At 69.1% G+C, this 18,016-nt stretch carries 20 protein-coding genes and 5 tRNA genes; 11 read left to right on the forward strand and 14 right to left on the reverse strand.

Annotated elements, in window-relative coordinates; translation table 11 throughout:
* Nucleotides 1–16: 16 nt before the first annotated feature.
* Together BKA14_RS13640 and BKA14_RS13645 are read right to left on the reverse strand one after the other, a co-directional pair.
* Nucleotides 17–475 (reverse strand): GNAT family N-acetyltransferase, encoded by a 459-nt coding sequence (locus tag BKA14_RS13640; RefSeq protein ID WP_184951295.1) that lies wholly within the window; start codon nt 473–475, stop codon nt 17–19.
* A 97-nt stretch (nt 476–572) separates the two neighbouring features.
* Nucleotides 573–1,499 carry an eIF2B alpha/beta/delta subunit family protein gene (locus BKA14_RS13645; RefSeq protein ID WP_184951296.1) on the reverse strand — a complete coding sequence of 309 codons (927 nt, stop codon included), beginning with the start codon at nt 1,497–1,499 and terminating at the stop codon, nt 573–575.
* A gap of 162 nt (nt 1,500–1,661) precedes the next feature.
* Between BKA14_RS13645 and BKA14_RS13650 the strand changes: the two genes are divergently transcribed.
* From BKA14_RS13650 to BKA14_RS13660, 3 genes are all read left to right on the forward strand, one after another.
* Nucleotides 1,662–1,958 (forward strand): putative quinol monooxygenase, encoded by a 297-nt coding sequence (locus BKA14_RS13650; RefSeq protein ID WP_184951297.1) that lies wholly within the window; start codon nt 1,662–1,664, stop codon nt 1,956–1,958.
* Nucleotides 1,958–2,848, forward strand: a complete 891-nt coding sequence (locus BKA14_RS13655) for an alpha/beta hydrolase fold domain-containing protein (protein ID WP_184951298.1) — start codon at nt 1,958–1,960, stop codon at nt 2,846–2,848. Before BKA14_RS13650 ends, BKA14_RS13655 begins: the two co-directional genes overlap by 1 nt.
* A gap of 91 nt (nt 2,849–2,939) precedes the next feature.
* Nucleotides 2,940–3,224 (forward strand): BON domain-containing protein, encoded by a 285-nt coding sequence (locus BKA14_RS13660; protein ID WP_184951299.1) that lies wholly within the window; start codon nt 2,940–2,942, stop codon nt 3,222–3,224.
* On the opposite strand, the gene BKA14_RS13665 is transcribed toward BKA14_RS13660, so the two are convergent.
* Nucleotides 3,190–3,660 (reverse strand): HAD domain-containing protein, encoded by a 471-nt coding sequence (locus BKA14_RS13665; protein WP_184956736.1) that lies wholly within the window; start codon nt 3,658–3,660, stop codon nt 3,190–3,192. The genes BKA14_RS13660 and BKA14_RS13665 overlap by 35 nt on opposite strands.
* A 127-nt stretch (nt 3,661–3,787) precedes the next feature.
* Between BKA14_RS13665 and BKA14_RS13670 the strand changes: the two genes are divergently transcribed.
* The 3 genes from BKA14_RS13670 to BKA14_RS13680 all read left to right on the forward strand — a co-directional run bounded on the left by BKA14_RS13670 (nt 3,788) and on the right by BKA14_RS13680 (nt 4,850).
* A complete protein-coding gene (locus BKA14_RS13670; protein WP_184951300.1) occupies nt 3,788–4,054 on the forward strand; it encodes a hypothetical protein in 267 nt (88 codons plus the stop codon).
* Nucleotides 4,055–4,222: 168 nt separating this feature from the next.
* Entirely contained in the window at nt 4,223–4,552 is a 330-nt protein-coding gene (locus BKA14_RS13675; RefSeq protein WP_184951301.1) for a nitrilase-related carbon-nitrogen hydrolase, read from the forward strand.
* A 148-nt stretch (nt 4,553–4,700) separates the two neighbouring features.
* Nucleotides 4,701–4,850, forward strand: a complete 150-nt coding sequence (locus tag BKA14_RS13680) for a hypothetical protein (RefSeq protein WP_184951302.1) — start codon at nt 4,701–4,703, stop codon at nt 4,848–4,850.
* A 37-nt stretch (nt 4,851–4,887) separates the two neighbouring features.
* Here BKA14_RS13680 and BKA14_RS13685 read toward each other — a convergent pair whose 3' ends face one another.
* On the reverse strand, nt 4,888–5,472 hold the full coding sequence (locus tag BKA14_RS13685; RefSeq protein WP_184957298.1) for an NIPSNAP family protein: 585 nt from the start codon (nt 5,470–5,472) through the stop codon (nt 4,888–4,890).
* The gene (locus BKA14_RS13690; RefSeq protein ID WP_184951303.1) at nt 5,469–5,894 is read right to left on the reverse strand and encodes an Rrf2 family transcriptional regulator; all 426 of its coding nucleotides are present in this window, start codon (nt 5,892–5,894) and stop codon (nt 5,469–5,471) included. Before BKA14_RS13690 ends, BKA14_RS13685 begins: the two co-directional genes overlap by 4 nt.
* Before the next feature lie 144 nt (nt 5,895–6,038).
* Here BKA14_RS13690 and BKA14_RS13695 point away from each other — a divergent pair, with 144 nt between their 5' ends.
* The gene (locus tag BKA14_RS13695; RefSeq protein WP_184951304.1) at nt 6,039–6,926 is read left to right on the forward strand and encodes a S1 family peptidase; all 888 of its coding nucleotides are present in this window, start codon (nt 6,039–6,041) and stop codon (nt 6,924–6,926) included.
* A 76-nt stretch (nt 6,927–7,002) separates the two neighbouring features.
* Nucleotides 7,003–7,149, forward strand: a complete 147-nt coding sequence (locus BKA14_RS13700) for a hypothetical protein (RefSeq protein WP_184951305.1) — start codon at nt 7,003–7,005, stop codon at nt 7,147–7,149.
* Nucleotides 7,150–7,588: 439 nt separating this feature from the next.
* Here the strand turns inward: BKA14_RS13700 and BKA14_RS13705 are convergent, their stop codons facing one another.
* The 3 genes from BKA14_RS13705 to BKA14_RS13715 form a co-directional block, all read right to left on the reverse strand.
* Nucleotides 7,589–11,638 (reverse strand): AAA family ATPase, encoded by a 4,050-nt coding sequence (locus BKA14_RS13705; RefSeq protein WP_184951306.1) that lies wholly within the window; start codon nt 11,636–11,638, stop codon nt 7,589–7,591.
* A 50-nt stretch (nt 11,639–11,688) separates the two neighbouring features.
* Nucleotides 11,689–12,009 carry a CU044_2847 family protein gene (locus BKA14_RS13710; RefSeq protein ID WP_239093293.1) on the reverse strand — a complete coding sequence of 107 codons (321 nt, stop codon included), beginning with the start codon at nt 12,007–12,009 and terminating at the stop codon, nt 11,689–11,691.
* 515 nt (nt 12,010–12,524) lie between these two features.
* Nucleotides 12,525–13,067, reverse strand: coding sequence for an EF-hand domain-containing protein (locus BKA14_RS13715; RefSeq protein WP_184951308.1), 543 nt, complete (start codon nt 13,065–13,067; stop codon nt 12,525–12,527).
* A gap of 107 nt (nt 13,068–13,174) precedes the next feature.
* Between BKA14_RS13715 and BKA14_RS13720 the strand changes: the two genes are divergently transcribed.
* From BKA14_RS13720 to BKA14_RS13730, 3 genes are all read left to right on the forward strand, one after another.
* Nucleotides 13,175–13,834, forward strand: a complete 660-nt coding sequence (locus tag BKA14_RS13720; protein ID WP_184951309.1) for a hypothetical protein — start codon at nt 13,175–13,177, stop codon at nt 13,832–13,834.
* Between the two features lie 58 nt (nt 13,835–13,892).
* Entirely contained in the window at nt 13,893–16,166 is a 2,274-nt protein-coding gene (locus tag BKA14_RS13725; protein ID WP_221477265.1) for a putative bifunctional diguanylate cyclase/phosphodiesterase, read from the forward strand.
* A gap of 275 nt (nt 16,167–16,441) precedes the next feature.
* A complete protein-coding gene (locus BKA14_RS13730) occupies nt 16,442–17,068 on the forward strand; it encodes a hypothetical protein (protein WP_184951311.1) in 627 nt (208 codons plus the stop codon).
* A gap of 4 nt (nt 17,069–17,072) precedes the next feature.
* Here BKA14_RS13730 and BKA14_RS13735 read toward each other — a convergent pair whose 3' ends face one another.
* From BKA14_RS13735 to BKA14_RS13760, 6 genes are all read right to left on the reverse strand, one after another.
* Complete coding sequence (locus BKA14_RS13735; protein ID WP_184951312.1) at nt 17,073–17,441, reverse strand: hypothetical protein; 369 nt, start codon at nt 17,439–17,441, stop codon at nt 17,073–17,075.
* 99 nt (nt 17,442–17,540) lie between these two features.
* Nucleotides 17,541–17,614: transfer RNA gene (locus BKA14_RS13740), tRNA-Ile, on the reverse strand.
* 1 nt (nt 17,615) lies between these two features.
* Nucleotides 17,616–17,707, reverse strand: a tRNA-Ser gene (locus BKA14_RS13745).
* An 8-nt stretch (nt 17,708–17,715) separates the two neighbouring features.
* Nucleotides 17,716–17,789, reverse strand: a tRNA-Gln gene (locus tag BKA14_RS13750).
* Between the two features lie 13 nt (nt 17,790–17,802).
* Nucleotides 17,803–17,875 (reverse strand) — tRNA-Leu (locus tag BKA14_RS13755).
* Nucleotide 17,876: 1 nt separating this feature from the next.
* A tRNA-Arg gene (locus tag BKA14_RS13760) sits at nt 17,877–17,949 on the reverse strand.
* Nucleotides 17,950–18,016: the final 67 nt, after the last annotated feature.

Raw genomic sequence — 18,016 nt, forward strand, 5'->3', positions numbered from 1 at the left:
ACGTAGTAGGACAAGCTCATGGCTCGTAAGAGAAGACGATCATGTCCTGCATGGGGATGCCGTTCTCGGTCAGAGGTGGGTCGATGTAGGCGAAGTAGTCGCGTTTCACCGAGTGCATGCGGAAGCCGCAGCGTTGGTAGAAGGCGATGTTGTCGAGGGCGCAGTTGGCCGTGCCGACCAGCATGGTGCGGCCCGGCGGCAGTTCCGCTTGCAGGGCGGCCACGATCCGGCGCCCGTGGCCGCGGCGGCGGGCGGTCGCGGCGACCGCGAGATACAGCAGTTCGGGCTGGTCCGACCAGCGCATCACGGCCGCGCCGACCGGTTCGGACCCGGCCCGCGCGACATAACCCCGGCAGGTGGGGTCCCGCAGCGCCGCCCGGATGCGATCGTCGTCCTCCTCGGCGTCGTGCAGCAGCGGGATCAGGGTTTCCGCGTCGGCCGCCGGGACGGGCAGGCATCGCCAGTCGGTGTTCACACCGTGCAATCTCGCAGCCGGCCCTCCGCTGAACAACCGGTTTCCGTCGGCGGCGCACGAGTCAGAGGCAGGCCCGCCGCTGACCATCGCCCGCTGATCAGGTCGTCAGGCTGCGGCGGTAGGCGGCCAGCATCCCCGCCGGGGCGATCAGGCCGTCCTCGGTCAGGTAGGACGTGATCAGGTCGGGCGGGGTGGGCTCGAAGAACTGGTTGAACACGGCCACCCGCCCGCTGTCGGCCAGCTCCCAGCCGGCGCTGAGCTCGGAGCCCGGCCGCAGCTCCATCTGCACCTCGGCCGGGTCGCCGTCGACGACCTTGGCCAGCTCGGTGACGCCGTACAGGGGAACGCCGTGGTAGCGGCAAGCCAGCGCGAGCGGCATCGTCCCGGTCTTGTTGACCAGGGTGCCGTCGGCGAACACGGCGTCGGCCCCCACGAGCACGACGTCCGACCGGCTCGCGGCGACCGCCATCGCGGCGTCGGAGAACAGCGTCACCGGCACGCCCGACTCGGCGATGCCCTCGACCAGGCGGCGCGACTCGCGGTACGGGCGGGACTCGGTCACGTTGATCGACACGTCGGGGATGACACCGACGACCCGGCGCAGCACGCTGCGCAGCGAACCCGAGTTGGAGTGGCACAGCACCCGCGCGCCCGGCTTGACCACGTCGGTGATGCCGTCGGCCAGGGCCTCGACCGCCTTCTCGGAGCGGGCCACGAAGTCGCGCATGGCCGCGGCCACCGCGCGGGCCGACCCGTCGGTGGCGTCGGCGGTGGCCAGCGCGAGGGTCACGGCGTTGCGGACGGTGGCCATCGTCGGTTTGGTGCGGTTGGCCCAGGCGCTCACGGCGGCCAGCTCGGCCCGTACGACCTGCGGCTCGGCGTCGCGCAGGGGCTCGAGGGTGAGCTCGATGATGCGGGCGACGGTGCGGCCGAACAGGCTCCCGCCGGCCACGGTGTTGTCGGTCACCGCCCGGGTCAGGTCGTCGAGCTCGGTCATGGTCTGCCCTTCGTGGACACCGGTCATGGACGAAACATTATGAGTTCGTGGTCCGGCACCGTCGGCAACCCACCATCGGGTTTTCGCGTTGGCAGGATTGTGCAAGCCTCAGCGATGATCGCTAAAGCCTATGAGCAGCTCAGCCGAGATTCTTGGTTCTACCGGCAAGACATTGGATGGGAGAATCAGATGTACGGCTTTCACGCCACGATGACTGCTCGAACCGGGCTCGGCGACGACGTGGTGGCGCTGCTGCTCGACGCGCCGTCGCTCACCCACCCCGACTGCGTCGTGTTCCTGGTCGGGCGTTCGGCCGGTCGTCCCGACGTCGTTCACGTCACCGAGGGCTGGACCAGCGCCGAGACGCACGCCGCCTTCTTCGCCACCGCCGCCGCGCAGGCCCTGGTGGCGAAGCTGCAGCCGCTGCTCGACGGCGAGTCCGCCTACACCGACGAGGTGCCCGTGGGCGGGAAGGCGGCGTTCTGATGCCCCTCGACCCCGAACTGGGCACCCTGCTCGCCGGCCTGCCCCCGATGCCTCCGCTCACCGCCGAGACCCTTGACCGGATCCGCCCGTACGCGGCCCCGCCGTTCACCCCCGGCGAGGCGATCACCCAGCGCGAAGTGACGGTGCCCGGCACCGGGATCCCCCTGACGGTCCTGAGCCCCGCGGGCACCCTCCCGGCCGGCGCACCCTGCGTCTACTGGATGCACGGCGGCGGCATGGTGATGGGCAACCGGTACTCGCAGATCGACATCCCCCTCGCCTGGCTGGCCGCGTTCGGCGCCGTCGTCGTGTCCGTCGACTACCGCCTCGCCCCTGAAGCCCAAGGCAGCACCGCGGTCGAGGACTGCTACGCCGGTCTTGTCTGGGCCGCCGCCGAACTGGGCGTCGACGCCGGCCGCATCGTCGTGGCCGGGGCCAGCGCGGGCGGGGGCTTGGCGGCCGGGGTGGCGCTGCTGGCCCGCGACCGTGGCGGCCCTGTGCTCGCCGGCCAGGTGCTGATCGGCCCCATGCTCGACCACCGCAACCGCGCCACCGCCACCGGGCCCGGCACCTGGACGCGCGAGACCAACGAGTTCGCCTGGCGCAGCCTGCTGGGCGAATCCCCGGGCGAGATCTCCCCGTACGTCTCCCCCGCGCTCGCCGACGACCTGTCCGGGCTGCCACCCGCCTACATCGACGCCGGCTCGGCCGAACTCTTCCGGGACGAGGATGTGGCGTACGCGAACCGGATCTGGTCCAGCGGCGGCGAAGCCGAACTGCACGTCTGGTCGGGCGGCTTCCACGGTTTCGACGCCCTCTTCCCCGACGCCACCCTGTCGGTGGCGGCCCGGGTCACCCGTACGGGGTGGCTCTCCCGCCTTTTGAGGTGAAACCGTCATAGGACCGGGGCCTCGCCGCCACGTCGCGGCACCAGGATTCCACGCTGACGACGAACCGGCGTGCGGCGAGGGGCAGTACTTCATGACCACGTGGCCGATGCCCGGCTTCGGCAGCCTCGGCGGGCGCGACGACACCGACGCGCGCCTGCAAGCCGAGGTGGAGCACCGGCTGCGGGCCGACAGGCGTACGAGGAAAACGGTTCTCGAGGTCGAGGTCCAGAACGGCGTGGTGATGCTCGCCGGCTGGACCACCCGGCCCGAGGTGCGGCGAGCGGCCGCGGAGATCGCGCACGGCGCCCCCGGGGCGCGGGACGTCGCGAACGTCGTCGTAGTCATCGGCCTGGCCGCGTTGTCCATCTGGCACTGAACCGAGCCACCGCCGCGAAGTCGTCTGCAGCAAGACCAACCATCGGATCTATGCGGCGCAGAAGCGCGGGGTGGGGGTAGCGCTCAGCCACCCACCGCCGGTCCGCGTCCGTGATCTCGTCGTCCAGCCACACAAACGGCCGCCCCGCCGCGTGCCTGGTCAGCGGAACGGTCTTCCAGTGCAGCCGGCCACCCTCGTCCCCCTCCGGCCACTCCACGACAGGCAGCGGCGGCAACCCGAGAAGGGGCGCGACGACCTCGTTGGCTTCCGCCATCCAGGTGGTGGCCCAGACCAACTGCCCACCCAGCGCAAGCAGTCGCGCGCCATCCCGCGGGTCCAGCCTGTCGAGCAAAGGATTGCCGGCATCGGCCGGCGCCCCTTGAACGCGCCTGCCCCGGAACGGAATCAACGTCCCGTCCACATCGAGATAGATCAGCAGGGAGCTGCCAGAACCGGCCTTCACGCCCGCACCGTACCGCCACCAACAACCTCAGCACCGGCGCCACCAACGCCCGCTGCCGGCCGGCGCGCACGAACGGCGGCGGATAAGTATGGTCCTCCCCGTGCCTGCTGACGACTGGAGATCCGATCCGAGTTATGCCGACTATCCGGCTCATGATCTCCATGGCGTTCCGCTGGCGATTTTGGAAGCCGCACGCGCTTATATGCGGATCGCCGCCGAGTACAACGACGTGTCGGAAGAGTTCGCAGAGCCGCTAGCGGACGGCGTAGTGCGCGAAGTTCTCCCTCTGATCCGAGCATGGCTCAGCGGAGCGGACCGACCGCCGCGCCTTTCGCAGGGACTCCAGAACGATTCCGAGCCGTCCTGACAACGATCGGCACCACATACTCATCTCGGCAGGAGAGTTTGTCATGACTCGTGCCGCTGGGGTGCGTGGTCATGACCTGGGCGCGACGGTCGCCTCGTGGCTTTGACCCTGCTCGGATTTCCTCGATGCGGTTCGGCGATGGGCGGCGCGGGGAGGATCCGGATCGCGGTGGCGCAGACTGTTGTCACTACGGACCCCGGGGAGAACGGGCGGGTGGTCCGCGCCGCGATGCGGCAGGCTGCCGGGCCGGGGGCGCGGCTCGTGCATTTCCGTGAGGGTGCGCTGTCCGGCTATGTCGGGCCGGCGAAAGCGTATTACGCGGGCTGGGACATCGACTGGGCGCCGGTCGCGGCGGAGTTGCGGGCCACGACGGGGCTGGCCGCGGAGTTCGGGGTCTGGGTGGTCGTGGGCGGCAATCATCGTTTGACCGGCGGGCATCGGCCGCACAACTCGCCGTGGGTGATCAATGTGCACTTCTCCACCTACTCGGAGACCTGATCTTCGAGGTGCTCGCCCGCGGGCATGCCGCTGCGAACGGTTTCTGGGTCAGCGTCGCGGTTCCCACGCCGTGCGCTGCGGCGGGGCCGTCGGCGGTGATCGATCCGCACGGGTACGGCTTGCAGCGGGCCCGCCCGGACGGATCGGCGTGGTCTGTGTCGACCTCGACCGTACGGACCCGGCACTTGACGTCGCCCTGAACAAGGCCCGGCCGTGGCGGGAGACCGCGCGGGCCGGCGCCGTCTACGCCCCGCATCGGGTCGACGATCCGCGCAGCACCGACCGCACCTGCGTCTGAGTGCGACTGATGACGCAGCCCGGCAGGGGAATGTCCGTCAATGAAGGCGGGAACGGCTGGTCGGAGCGAGGCGGAAACTCTCCACTTTCGTCACGCCGGCGGGTGCCTCGGCCCGCAGCGGGGACCGGGTGAGCCGCAGCAGGGCGTGTTCTCCCTCGCGGACCGGCAGCCGGGGGAAGTCGTTGGCCGCGTATTCGGTCGTAAGCGTGGCCAAGGCCTCGTCGACGGGCGGGACAGGTGTGGGAAGAGGGCCGGGCCAGTACCAGATCGTGGCGTGCAGAACTGAGTCAGGATCGGCGGCGCCACGGTCGGCCACGGGGATCGGGTCGACCTCGCGGAGCAGCAGGACGTCGTCCGAGTCCAGCATTGTCGCGTTGGCCGCCGGTCCGTGTTCGGCCCAGACGGGCCCGGAGTAGAAGGACGTCAGGGCGGCACGGCGCGACTGCATGTCGGGGAAGCCGCGCAGCCACACGAACTGGTCGGGCCGGTCGAGGTCGCGGAACTGGCCCAGCACGGCGATGCCCACAGCCTCCTGGGTCTCGACGAACTCGCGGTCGAACAGCTCGATCAGCTCGTCGCGGCGACCCTCGCGCAGGGTGTAGCGGCGCAGTTCGACGATCACGTGGGCATCCTCTCCAGTACGTCGGCGACGGTCGAGCGGGCCAGCACCGCCCGGAACGCCTCGGTGGCTTCGTCGTAGACATCGGTGAGCACGGGGCGGATGCCCCGCCCGACCGGGCATTGCCGGTTCGGCTCGGTGCGGTGCAGGGCGAGCAGCGGCTCCGGCGAGACCGCCAGCCAGACGTCGAGCAGGGTGATCTCCGTGGCGGGCCGGCCCAGGCTGAACCCGGCGCCGTGGCCCCGGCGGGCTGTCACCAGTCCGCTGCGTTGCAGGTCGGTGAGGCTGCGCCGGACGATGACCGCGTTGGTGTTGACGCTGGCCGCCACCTCGTCGGAGGTGAGCACCGCACGACCGCGCCGCCGGGCCAGTTCCATCCAGGCCAGGGCGTGGGCCGCGATCGTCAACCGGCTGTTCGCTGCCATGCCGACAGTCTTGAGGACCCGTACGGCAAAAGCAACTGACTTTGTTACGTCTGATCCCCGGCACGCACGGATCCGGGCCGCCGTAAAGAAACCGTCAAGGCGGCGCCGACGGCCCGATGACGGGTGGCTGCGAATCATGGCGGCATGTCGAAGCTGCTCCGGGTCTGTCTCGCGATCGTGGTGGTCGTCATCGGCACGCCGCGGCCCGCCCACGCGATCGCCAACGGCGAGAACGCGCGCGAGGGGGCGTACCCGTTCGCGGTTCTGCTGACCATGACCGGGCTGCCCGCCGACGGTGGGGGCACCCGGGACAGTTCGTGCTCGGGCGCGCTGATCGCCCCGCGCTGGATCATCACGGCCGGGCACTGCTTCCGTGACGCCTCGGGCCAGCGCGTCAGCCGTACGGTGGCCGGGCGCACCACGGCGATCATGGGCCGTACGCAGGTCGAAGGTCGCGGCGGCCACGAGATCGAGGTCACCGGCGTCAAGCAGTCACAGACCACCGACGTGGCCCTGGCCCGGCTGGCCACCGAGGTCACCGACATCGAACCGTTGCGGGTCGGCACGGTCCCGCCCGACGTCGGCACGACGCTGCGCCTGACCGGGTTCGGCCTGACCGCCCGCGACGGCAGCTACGTGCCCGCCACCCGGCTGCAGACCGGCCGTTTCGTGATCGACGCCGTCGGGGACAGCCTGCTGGAGACCTCGGGCCGGGCCCCGCACCGCGACACCAGCCCGTGCCCGCACGACTCGGGCGGACCGTACTTCACCGAGTCCCGCGACGCCGGCCCGGTGCTGGTGGCGGTGGTCAGCAACGGGCCCGGCTGCCCGCACACCGGGCCCGACCTGAGCGCCCGCACCGACAACATCAGCGACTGGATCACCGCCACCGTGACGGGATCCACAGGACTGCCGACGCGTTACGTCGTCGCCGGCGCCGCCGGTCTGCTGGCCCTGCTCACCCTGGTGCTGATCATGGGATTACGGCACCGAGCGACGGCCGGTCGTCGCGAGCTGGATCTTGCCCGCTGAGCCAGCGAACCAGCGCCACGAGATCCCTACGGTGGCGTGGCGAACAGGTGTCGAACCCTCGGAGAAGCAGCAACTCGTGGAGCCGTACGGCCTGCGGGGTGCGCTCGAGCACCCACGCGTCAGCGAACCGGGCGATCGCGATGGCCTCCGCGTCGCCGCGCAGAACCGCGGCGGCATCGACGTCAGTGCCGATCGCTCCTGGAACAGCGAAAACTCGCCGTAGCGATCACCGACGGCCGTGGCGAGCACCTGACCGAACACCAGAACGTCGTCACCTCACTCGGGGGTTGCCGGCTCGAGCCGGGCGGCACCACATAGTTCAGCCAGAACATCATGGCCGGCAAGCATAGGCGGCCAGCCCGCCCGTGCGGCACCTCGCATGTGGGGAATGGTGGCGACGGAGCCGGGCAGCCAAGCCGCGTCGTCACCCACCGCGATCAACGTGAGCAGGCAGGGCAGTAAGTTGCGATCCGGGGTCTCAGGATCCGCCACCATCATCCGCTGCGTATCCGAGCACCGTACGGAGAACCAAGAGTGCACGGAAGCATGGCATCCGAGGTGACTGCGGACCGCCGAAGGCCGCGGCGCTCACTGGAGCAGTGCGGGCGGAGCCCTTCTGCCAGAGCCCCACCGGGCGCTCGGGCCCGCATTGTCGCCCGATCTCAGGCACCAGTCCGCTCTGCGCTGCTCGACGGCCTCACGAGCAGGAGGCCGGAGCTGACGCCGACTGCGATGCCACGCCCCACCGGAGCGCAGGAATACACCGGATAGTGAATCGCGATGATCGTCGCGTGCCCGGTGCCGAGATCCCACACCCTCACCGTCCGATCGTCGCTACCGGACACCAGCAAGGTCTGGCCGTCGATCTCAATGGTGCACACTGCGTTGACACCTTTGGTGTGGCCTTCCAGAACCACTTGAACGGTCCCGGTAACCGGATCCCACAAACGCACTGTCCGGTCCTTACTGCCCGAGGCCACCAGAATCCGGCCGGCTATCTCAACTGAGCACACCGCGTTGACACCACCGGTGTGCCCGTTCAGCACCATGTGGAGGCTGCTGGTAGCCGCATCCCACAACCGCACGGTCTCGTCGTCACTGCCAGAGACCAGCAGGGTCCGGCCGTCGACCTGCACTCCGCACACCGCACGCACCATGCGGGTGTGACCTTCGAGCATGGCTTCGACTTGGCCGGCGGCAAGATTCCGCATCCGTACGGTCGCGTCGATGCTGCCGTAGGCCAGCAGAGTCTGGTCGTCGATCTGATACGCGCACACCGCGCGCACCCAGCGGGTGTGGCTTTCCAGCACGAGGACAGCAGTACCAGTACTCGGATCCCACAACCGAACGGTCGCGTCATCACCACCAGAGGCCAGTAAAGTTCGGCCACCGACCTCGACTGCGCATACCGAACGAACCCAGCCAGTGTGGCCTTGGAGCAAGGTTCCAGCGCTGCCAGTAGTCGGATCCCACAACCGAACCATCGCGTCATCACCACCGGAGGCCAGTAAAGTTCGGCCGTCGACTTGGACCGCGCAGACCGCTCTTACACGCCCGACGCGCTTCTCGAGCACGACGGCAAGCCGGCCCGCATCCGGGTCCCACAATCGTACTGTTGCGTCGTCGCTGCCGGAGGCGAGCAGAGCCCGACCACCGACCTCGACCCCACAGACCGCACGCACGTTGTCCGTGTGGCCCTCGAGCACGATGTCGGCGTTGCCAGTATCCGGGTCCCACAATCGCACCGTTGCGTCGTCACCACCGGAGGCCAGCAAAGTCCGGCCGTCAACCTGCACCGTGCATACCGCTCTCACACCACCGACGTGCCCGTCCATGACGACCGAGGACCTGTCTGCCCTCAGGTCCCACAACCGCACTGTTGCATCGTCGCTGCCGGAGGCCAGCAGAGCCCGACCACCGGCCTCAACTCTGCACAGCGCGTTGACCCAGCCGGTATGGCCCTCCACCACTACTGGGGCACCGTCATGACGTGGGTTCCACAACCGGATCTTTCCATCACCGCCGCCGAACGCAACCAAGGTCAGGCCGTCGACCTCAATGCCGCACAACGCTCGCACACCGTCGGAGCGGCCCGCTAGCACAAAGTCAGCCCGGCGCGTGCTCAGGTTCCACAACCGGACCTTGCCGTCATCGCCACCTGAAGCGAGCAACGTCACCCCGTCGACTTCGACCTCACACACCGCCCGCACACCGGCGAAGTGGCCCGTCAGCACGCCGTCGAGCTGACCTGACATCGGATCCCACAACCGCACCGTGCCATCGATGCCACCCGACACCAGCAGTACCCGGTCGTGGACCTTCATGTCACAGAGCGACAGTACGACGCCGTTATGTCCGCCGAGTACAGCCTGGACCGCGCCGGTGGCCGGGTCCCACAACCGCACTGTCCCGTCGCTGTCACCGGAGGCCAACAGGGTCTGTTCACCCACGCGCACCGCGCACGCTGCGTACACCAAACCGGTGTGCCCTTCCAACGTGGCGTGCTCGATCCGCGGGGTGGTGTGCGCCCAGCTCGCACGATAAGGCATATGAGGTTGGGTGATTGTTGCCGTGGACCCCTGCAAAGCCTGGGTGACGTTGAGCAGGGCAGCCCGTTCGGCCCGCGTCGCCGTCGCCGCCTGAGGAGTCAGCCGTAGCAATTGTGCTCGAGTGCGTGCTTCTGCGCTGGATGCCTTAGCCGTGCTGGGAATCAACCGGAGCAAATCCGCATTCAGCAGGTACTCGTCATCGGCAAGGAGCTGATCGATCAGGCCGACCCGAGCCGCATGTCCCGGAAGTGAACGAAGCAAGTAGGAAGGCGCGCGGTCCCACCCCTGGGACCGTCCGAGCTCGGTCATAGCCTGAGTGAACGCAATCTCATCGGACCGGGCACCGCGAGCGCCCCGTTCTCTCAGCAGCCCGTCGTTGAGAGCCTGATGGAAGAGCCGGAAGACCGGCTCGTTACCTGCGACCGAACTTTCCACAAGGAAGTTGGCCGCTGCCGACCGGGCGAATCGGTCAAGACCGGGTTCAGTGACCTGGGCGCCGAGGGCGGTGATCGCCGTTTGCCAAAGCGGGACCGTCCAGCCTGGGGCTTCGGCGTAGGCCAACGCGGTGAGCAGTTGGGCCGCGGGCACTTCTTCGACCGCCGGAAGCTGAGCGAGGAAGGCGTGTAACGCGTCATCCACGCTCGGAGTCAATTGCACCGTGGCGGGATCGGCAAGTTGCTTGTCGTACATACCACGTCGGCGTGCCTCCAGCCCGGCTACCAAGAAGTTTCTTCCAGCCAGGTGAGCGATGCGGTCGGCCACCGCTTCCGCCGCATCGGCATTACCGGGCGCGTCGTACGGGTTGCCTGGCCGCTCGTCGCCGACCATCCGCAATGTGGCTGACGCGTACGCCCTCAGATCCGCCAGCTCGAAGAATTCGGCGTCGTCCAGATCGACGAATTTTGCGACGCCCTCGAGCCGGTCGAGGAGATTCCCGTAACTGTCGTGCCGACGGGTGCCGACCACCACTTGTACGCCGAGCGAGGCGCACGTCTGCACCAGCGGTAGCACTACTTTGCCGAGGATGAGCCGCGCCTCGTCAGCCGTATCTGCCTCGTCGAGAGCGTCAATGATGACGTTGAACCGGCTGGACGACAACTCCAGCCGGTCGGCGATCGCTTCAACTAAGTCCTCCGGCCGGTCCGGCAGTGCTGCCGAGGCCGCCGTGGCAATCTCGACGGCGACTTCTAATGCAGTTTTCCCTTTGGCATGCACAGCACACGCCACCGACCCGAGCGAGGCCCGCACCTCCATGTCATCGGCCGGCAACCCCGCTGTCAAAGCCCGGTCAGCGGTCGTCACGACGCGGCCGAGCACCGCGGATTTGCCCACTCCGGGTGAACCGGTCACCACGAGAACTCGTCGGTCGGGCTGTTCCCGGTCCAGCCAGCCTTTGATGACTCGCAAGGCGGCCACCCGCCCGCGGAACCGGTAGCCGCGTTCGGCAGCACTTGTCACGCCCCGGGCCCGAGACCCGAAGTGCCGGGCCGCCTCCAGATCTTCGGCAAGTTGCCAGCCCCAGGAGGCCAACGCCACTGCACCGGCGTCGACTGCCTGCCAGTCCACCAGCACCCGTAACTTTTCCATGGGCAGGAAGACGTCCGCCTGGGCCAGCGTCAAAGCCTGGGCATCACCCGGCCGTACCTTGCTCGAACTGCTACGCGCCTGCCCGACAATCCCGACCACAGCGCCGCCGTACTGCGGCACCCATAGACCTCCACCGGAGAACCCTTGCTCAACCGGATAGGGCGAATCCGTGTCCAAACGCACCCAGCCATGCGCAAGAGCTGCGCCGATCTCACCTTCCGCCTCGTTGCCGTTTAGGCGGCTGCTGGCCGGGAACCCGAACGCCCACCACCGTAGGCCTTTCAAGTCCTTGGGCGCGGGCGCCCGCAACCGAGCCGGTTCCACTTCGGTGGGCAGATCCTCGTCGAAGTGCAACACCGCAACGTCGGCGATCTGGGGGTCGTCCCGGTCGTACTCGACTCGCGTCACCGGACGGCGGACTTTCCACAAAGAGGTCTTCGGAAACGACACCCAAATCGCGGTCCGCAACACCCCGCCCTCGGCCAGCACTACATGCGCGCAGGTCAACGCTCGGCGCTCATCCATCGCTACCGCAGTGCCCAGCGGTGCAAACCCGGCCGCGCCGTCACGCTCCAAGTCATGAACCGCCAAGGTCCACGAATCAGACTCCGGAGCGGCCGACCCGCTCACGATGAGGTAGCCGCACCACGGTCAGAGCCCGGTTGCCATTTCAAGGTGACTTCAAAATTCCCTTCGGTGGCCGCCTTGGCCACCATCCAGTTCATCGTGCCGCTCACCTTGATCCCGAACTTCACCTCTACCTCGCGCGGTCCATGCGCCTTCACCCGGTCGAGCACTTCGCGGGCGGCCTCGATTGCCGGGCCGATCGCCTCACGGACCTTACCCACCACCCGCTCGGTCGATGCCTGCTCGAATCCATCCGGCGGCTCCACCTCGAAGAACACGACCGTGCCGTCATCTACCGTGTACTGCACCACGTGCGACATCAAGGCCCCCTCAGCAAGAGACTCACATGATAGCCACGATCAGTGACGTCCACCTCACGGCTGTCCACGATGGCGGCACTTTGCGGATCGCGTCATCAAGTCAGCGTTCCCTCGCGACTTGCGCCCGGCACAGTCCAAATCTGGCATAGCGCTGGTAAGCGCGGAGGATGAGAAGAAGTCATGAGCCAAGGGGTCGAAGCGTGCATAAGGCTCGGCTCATACGCCCGCACGGGGACGGGCGCCGCCACACTGCTGTTCGATCAACAGCGCACTGGCCGGAAAGCCGGCCAGTCATACCGCAGCAGGCTCAAGAAAGCGTGAGGACCGGCCGAGAAGGAGCGACCCGGCTGGGGACATACGGTGATGGGGGGACACCTGGCGGACAACACGAGCCGCGCCTCCTGGCCCGCAGCCTGACGCATGGCGGCGTGGACCACCCGCCCGTTCTCAACACGGTCCGTAGTGACAGCAGTCTGCGCGACCGCGATCCGAACCCTCCCCGTCAAGCCGGCGGTCTAGCGTTCGATGTGGCCGAAGAAGAGGCTGGCCGGTGAGTCGAGCTCGGGTGAGGTGAAGAAGTCGCCGATGGCGCCGATGAATTCGGTCCGGCTGATGCGGCCGTCGTCGTCGGTGTCCAGTTCCAGGAAGACGTTGAGGGCTTCGAGGTCCGACACGCCCCACGCCTCCAGGAAGACCTTGTACTCCGGCTTGCTGATGGCGTCGTCCGCGTCGGTGTCCATCACGTCGAAGATGGCCTGCGGGACCGTCTCGGCGATGGTGGACCGGCTGCTGTCGGCCTGGTTGGCTGCGACGAACTGTTCCGCCGACAGCCGTTCGGCGCCGTTCGCGTGCTGCCGCAGCTCCGACCAGTATTTCTGGTAGGCGGCGCGCAGCGCATGCGCCCGGCGATCCTCCGCCTCGATGCCGTATCCGTCCAGGTAGCGACTGATCAGGCGTTCGTAGTCGCTCCAGTCGACGAATCCGTCGCCGTCGGTGTCGCTCGCCCCGAACAGGTGCCCCAGCTTCACGGCGATCGGATTCTCCGCGCCATCGGTCATGTGCCCCGGCCCCCCGCATGCAGTGATTTGTCAGAAACCTACCCCAGATTTCGACAAGCTGAACGGCCGGTGTGCTCGCCGTGGGCTGCTACTAAGGTCATGTGGTCATGGAGCGCACCGATCTCGTCGTCCCGGCCGGACGGGTGCCCGGCCTGGTGATCCCGCCGCTGGCCGTCACCACCGGCGCCGCCGAGCCGGATTGGGTCGATGCTCCGGTGGGCCGTTGGGGGTTCCGCCGCCGGCCCGCGCTCCGGCTGCCGATGGACCCGGCAGCCGCCCGGGACGTACGGCGGTGGCTGCGATACGCGCCGTGGACGCCGCTGCCGATCCTCGCCGTCCTGGCCGACTGGGCGGTGAGCGGCTTCGCCGACCTGCCCGGGGGTCCGTACCACCCGCTGCTGGTCAGCGTGGCCGCCGTCGCGGTCCTGTCGCTGATGCGGGGCCGCGGGCTGCCCGATCAGACGCCGGACCGCTCGCACACGGGCGATCTGCGCATCCCGCGCGTGCCCGTGACGGTCGCGGCGGAGTGGGTGGCGGCCAACCCCGGCGTGCACACCTCCGCGGCGCCGGCTCCCCGCCCGCGCAGCCGGCGGTTCTATGCGAGCTGGGCGGTGGGCCTGCTCGCGGCGGCGTTCACCCTGGGCGCGGTGCTGGCCGCCGACGGCCGCGAGAACCCGGCCCAGCTGTGGCAGCTCAGCGTCGCGCTGTTCGTCATCGGCCTGGTCATGGCCTACAAGACGCAGCCCCCGTCCACCGAACCGGCCTGAGACGGCGGAAACCGCTCGGCGGCTCAGATGGTTACCGGTGCGGTCGAAGAGATCAGTGATGCTGACCTGGGTCCGGACCGGGCGGGCGAGCGCGGTGTGCGTGCTCGTCTGCGCTGTCCTGCTGGCAGTGCAGCAGGTGTGGTATTTCGGCGGATGGGGCAGTCCGGAGACCCGTACGCTGGTCACCGACGCCACATATGTGCCGCTCGCGCTCGCGTTCACGGTGCTGGCCGTCCGGGTGGCGGTCTCGAAACGGCAGGAGCCGCGCACCCGGCGGGCCTGGCGGGTGATCGCCGTCGCGTTCGTCTGTCAGCTGGCCGCGCACGGCTCCTGGTTCGTGCAGTCCCATTTCCTGGAGACGACGGCCTACCCGTCGGCCGCCGACTACTGTTTCCTGCTGTTCTCCCCGTTCATGTTCGCCGGGCTGCTGATGCTGCCGGGCCAGCACCGGCGCCGCCGGGACCGGCAGAAACTGGCCCTGGACGCGCTGATCGTGGGCGCGGGCGGGTTCATCGCCATCTGGTATCTGCTGCTCGGCCCGATCCTCAACGCGTCCGGCCTGACCGCGTGGCAGCGGACCTTCACGGCGGCCCTGCCGATCGGTGACCTGCTGCTCGTGCTGGCCATGTCGACCGCCATGCTGCGGCGGCACCAGCCGGAGGTGCCGGCCCCGATCCGTCTGCTGGCCGCCTCGATCGCGCTGACCGTGAGCGCCGACGTGTCGTACAGCTGGCTCCAGCTCAACGGCGGGTTCACCGGCGGCTCCTGGCCGGACCTGCTGTGGCTGGACGGCTGCTTCCTGCTGGTGCTGGCGGCCGACCAGCAATATCGGCGCCCGCGGCACGCCACCTCGAGGCGGCGCGACCGTAACGCGGTCTTCCTTCTTCCGTACGCGGCCAGCATCGCGGCCTACGTCCTGCTCGCCGTCCAGTCGTCGCACCTGCCGATCAACCCGTACGGCGGGATGATCTTCGGCGCGGCCGTCCTGACACTGCTGGTGATGGCCCGGCAGTCGCACGCGCTGCGGGACAACCGCGAGATGGCGGTCACCGACGGGCTCACCGGCCTGGCCAACCGCATCCTGGTCACCGAACGCCTCGACCTGCTGGCCGGTCAGCCGATCCGGTCCGGCCGGCAGAGTGCGGTGCTGCTCATCGACCTGGACCGGTTCAAGCCCATCAACGACACCTTCGGTCACGAGGCGGGCGACGCCGTGCTGGTCGCCACGGCCGACGCCATGCGCCGGGTGATCCGCGACGGCGACCTGGCCGGACGGCTCGGCGGCGACGAGTTCGCCGTGCTGCTGCTGAACCTGCCGACCCGGCAGGCCGCGGGTTCGATCGCCGCCCGGCTCCTCGAGGAACTGCGCATGCCGGTCGTCTTCGGTGAGCACGTGCTCATGGTGGAGGCCAGCATCGGCGTGGCGGTCCGCGACGACCCCGACGCCTCCGGCGAGACCTTGTTGCAGCAGGCCGACACCGCCCTGTACGCGGCGAAGCGCGCCGGGCGCGGCCGGTTCGAGTTCTACTCCGACGTGATGGACACCAAGGCCCGCGAGGCCGAGCTGCGGCGCGCCGTCGCCGGGGACGAACTGGTCGTGTTCTTCCAGCCCGCGGTCACGCTGGCCACCGGCGCGGTGCGCGGCGTCGAGGCCCTGGTGCGCTGGAACCATCCCGTACGGGGCCTGCTCGGACCCGGTGAGTTCATCGAGCTGGCCGAGGAGACGGGGGCGGTCGTGCCGCTGGGGGCGTGGGTGCTGCGCGCGGCGTGCCGGGAAGCGGCCGGGTGGCGTACGGGAATCCCGGGTTCGGACGCCCTGCGGCTGGCCGTGAACCTGTCGCCCAAGCAGGTCGCGCAGGCCGACCTGGTCACGACCGTCGAGACCATCCTGGCCGAGACCGGTTTCCCGCCCGACCGGCTCACCCTGGAGATCACCGAGAGCGTGATCCTGCAGCCCGACCCGCTCACCATCGGCCGCCTGGAGGCCCTGCGCGACCTGGGCATCCAGCTGGCGGTGGACGATTTCGGCACCGGCTACTCGGCCCTGAGCTACCTGCGCCGCCTCCCGGTCACCGTGCTCAAGATCGACCGCTCGTTCGTCACCGGCATCGCCGACGACCCGGAGGCCCGCTCGGTGTGCGAGGCCGTGGTGCACCTGGGCGAGGCCTTCAAGATGACCGTGGTGGCCGAGGGCATCGAAACGGCCGAGCAGGCTACCGCCCTGATCGACATGGGCTGCGGCATCGGCCAGGGCTTCTTCTTCCACCGCCCCCTCCCCCCAGCCGACGCGACGGCCCTCATCCGCGACCAGTTCGCGTCCCGCCTGCCTTGAGCCGATCCGGGGCCCGCCCGCGACACCCATCGTCGTGGGGTGCATCCTTTGGGTCGTGATCGATGACGTCTCGGAGATCGAGCCCGGGGCCGGGGTGGGGCCGGCGCGGTTCGGGACGGCGCGGGCAGCGCTGCGGGAGCGGTTCGGGGCGTTCCAAGCCTTCCGCCGGGGTTACGCGTCGGACCTGACCGACCAGTACGAGGCCGGCCTGTTGATGCTCACGTGCTCCGACGATCAAGGTCTGTACCTGGTCGAGGTGGCCGACCCCGTGGACGGTGAGCTTCCACGGCGTACGGCTCGGCGGCGACGCGGCGGACGTGGCCGCGAACTTGCGGGGCGTCGGCGTCGAGCTCGTGGAGGACGACGAGGGCGGCTGGACTCTGGGCGACGGGACGATCGCGGTGGCCGTGGAGGAGGGCGAGGTGTACGGCGTCGCGGTCACGGCCCCTGAGCGCATCGGCGGCGAGCTTCTGCCGGTCGCGGGCGGGGCGACGGGTGAGCCGGTGATGTCGCACGTCGTCGAGCCCGGCCGCGGCATCGGGGTGGTGGCTCTGGGCGAGACCCGGGCGGCCGTACGGGCTCGTCTGCACGACGCCCTGACCTGGACGACCGGGCCGGACGCGGCCGAGGACACCTTTTTCGACGACGGGCTGGTCGTGCGGTACACGGCAGGCGACCGGGTCGAGCGGATCCACATCGTCCGGGCCGACCACGTCGGCTACGCGGGCGTCACCGTGCTGCCGGGCGAGTTCGACGCCGTACGGGAACGTCTGGTGGCGGCCGGGCACGAGGTCGCGGAGCGGGAACTGGCCGTGGAGCTCAAGGGTGCCGGCGTCCAGTTGTGGCTGGCCAACACGCAGACCACACACCGGTTGCCGGTCAGCGAGGTGGTGATCGGCTGAGGGACTACGCCAGTTCCAGGCCTTCGCCGGCCACGGAGTCGACGGCGCCGTTCCACCACCAGGCGTTGCCGTTGACGTAGAGGCACGGGGCCTGCGCGGTGATGTCGTCGCGGATCAGCGCGAGGTCGACGCCGGGCATGAGCAGCCGCACGGCCCGCCCGTCGGAGAGCGGCAGGTCCCACCCGAACCGCCCGTCGCGATCGGCGCCGGGGTCGCGGACCGGCTCACCGGTCAGCTCGGCCACGCGCCGCTTGACGGACACGTCGTCCAGCTCCCCCGCACGTCGCCGGACCGCTCCCAGGAAAGCGTCCACGTTGGCCCGCGCCAGCTCCTCCCGCGCACCCTCCACCGGCTCGGTCCCCGGATTGATCATGCCCGGACGGTACGGATCTCCTCGCGTCGGTCGTGGTCCGACGGTAAGCGGTCACTCTTCCGGGTCTCGCACGTCCGCTGCCGGCGGGCCGGCTGACGGTGTCGCCGGGTGGACTCGAACCACCGTCCTCCGCCTTATCAGGGCGGCACTCCGACCTGCTGAGCTACGACGACGTGGCGGAGAGCGAGGGATTCGAACCCCCGGCGAGGTCTCCCCCGCTACGGCTTAGCAAGCCGCCGCCTTCAACCGGACTCGGCCAGCTCTCCACGTTTCGCTGCGGGCGGAGGATTCGAACCTCCAACCTTCCGGTTCAGAGCCGGACGTGCTGCCGGATTGCACCAGCCCGCATCGGGTACTGCCGTGTCGCGAGCGGGACTCGAACCCGCACTGAGCTGCGTTTGAGACAGCTGCCTCTGCCGTTGGGCTACCGCGACGCGTCCTCGGAGAGACTCGAACTCCCGGCCCTCGGATCCGTAATCCGATGCTCTATCCGCTGAGCTACGAGGACAAAAAGGGGACAAAAAAGCCGCCGTCCCGTGGGGGCGGCGGCGTGAGCTGCGAGGACAGCTAGCTAC

The sequence above is a fragment of the Paractinoplanes abujensis genome (assembly GCF_014204895.1).
In the GTDB taxonomy this organism is placed as follows: domain Bacteria; phylum Actinomycetota; class Actinomycetes; order Mycobacteriales; family Micromonosporaceae; genus Actinoplanes; species Actinoplanes abujensis.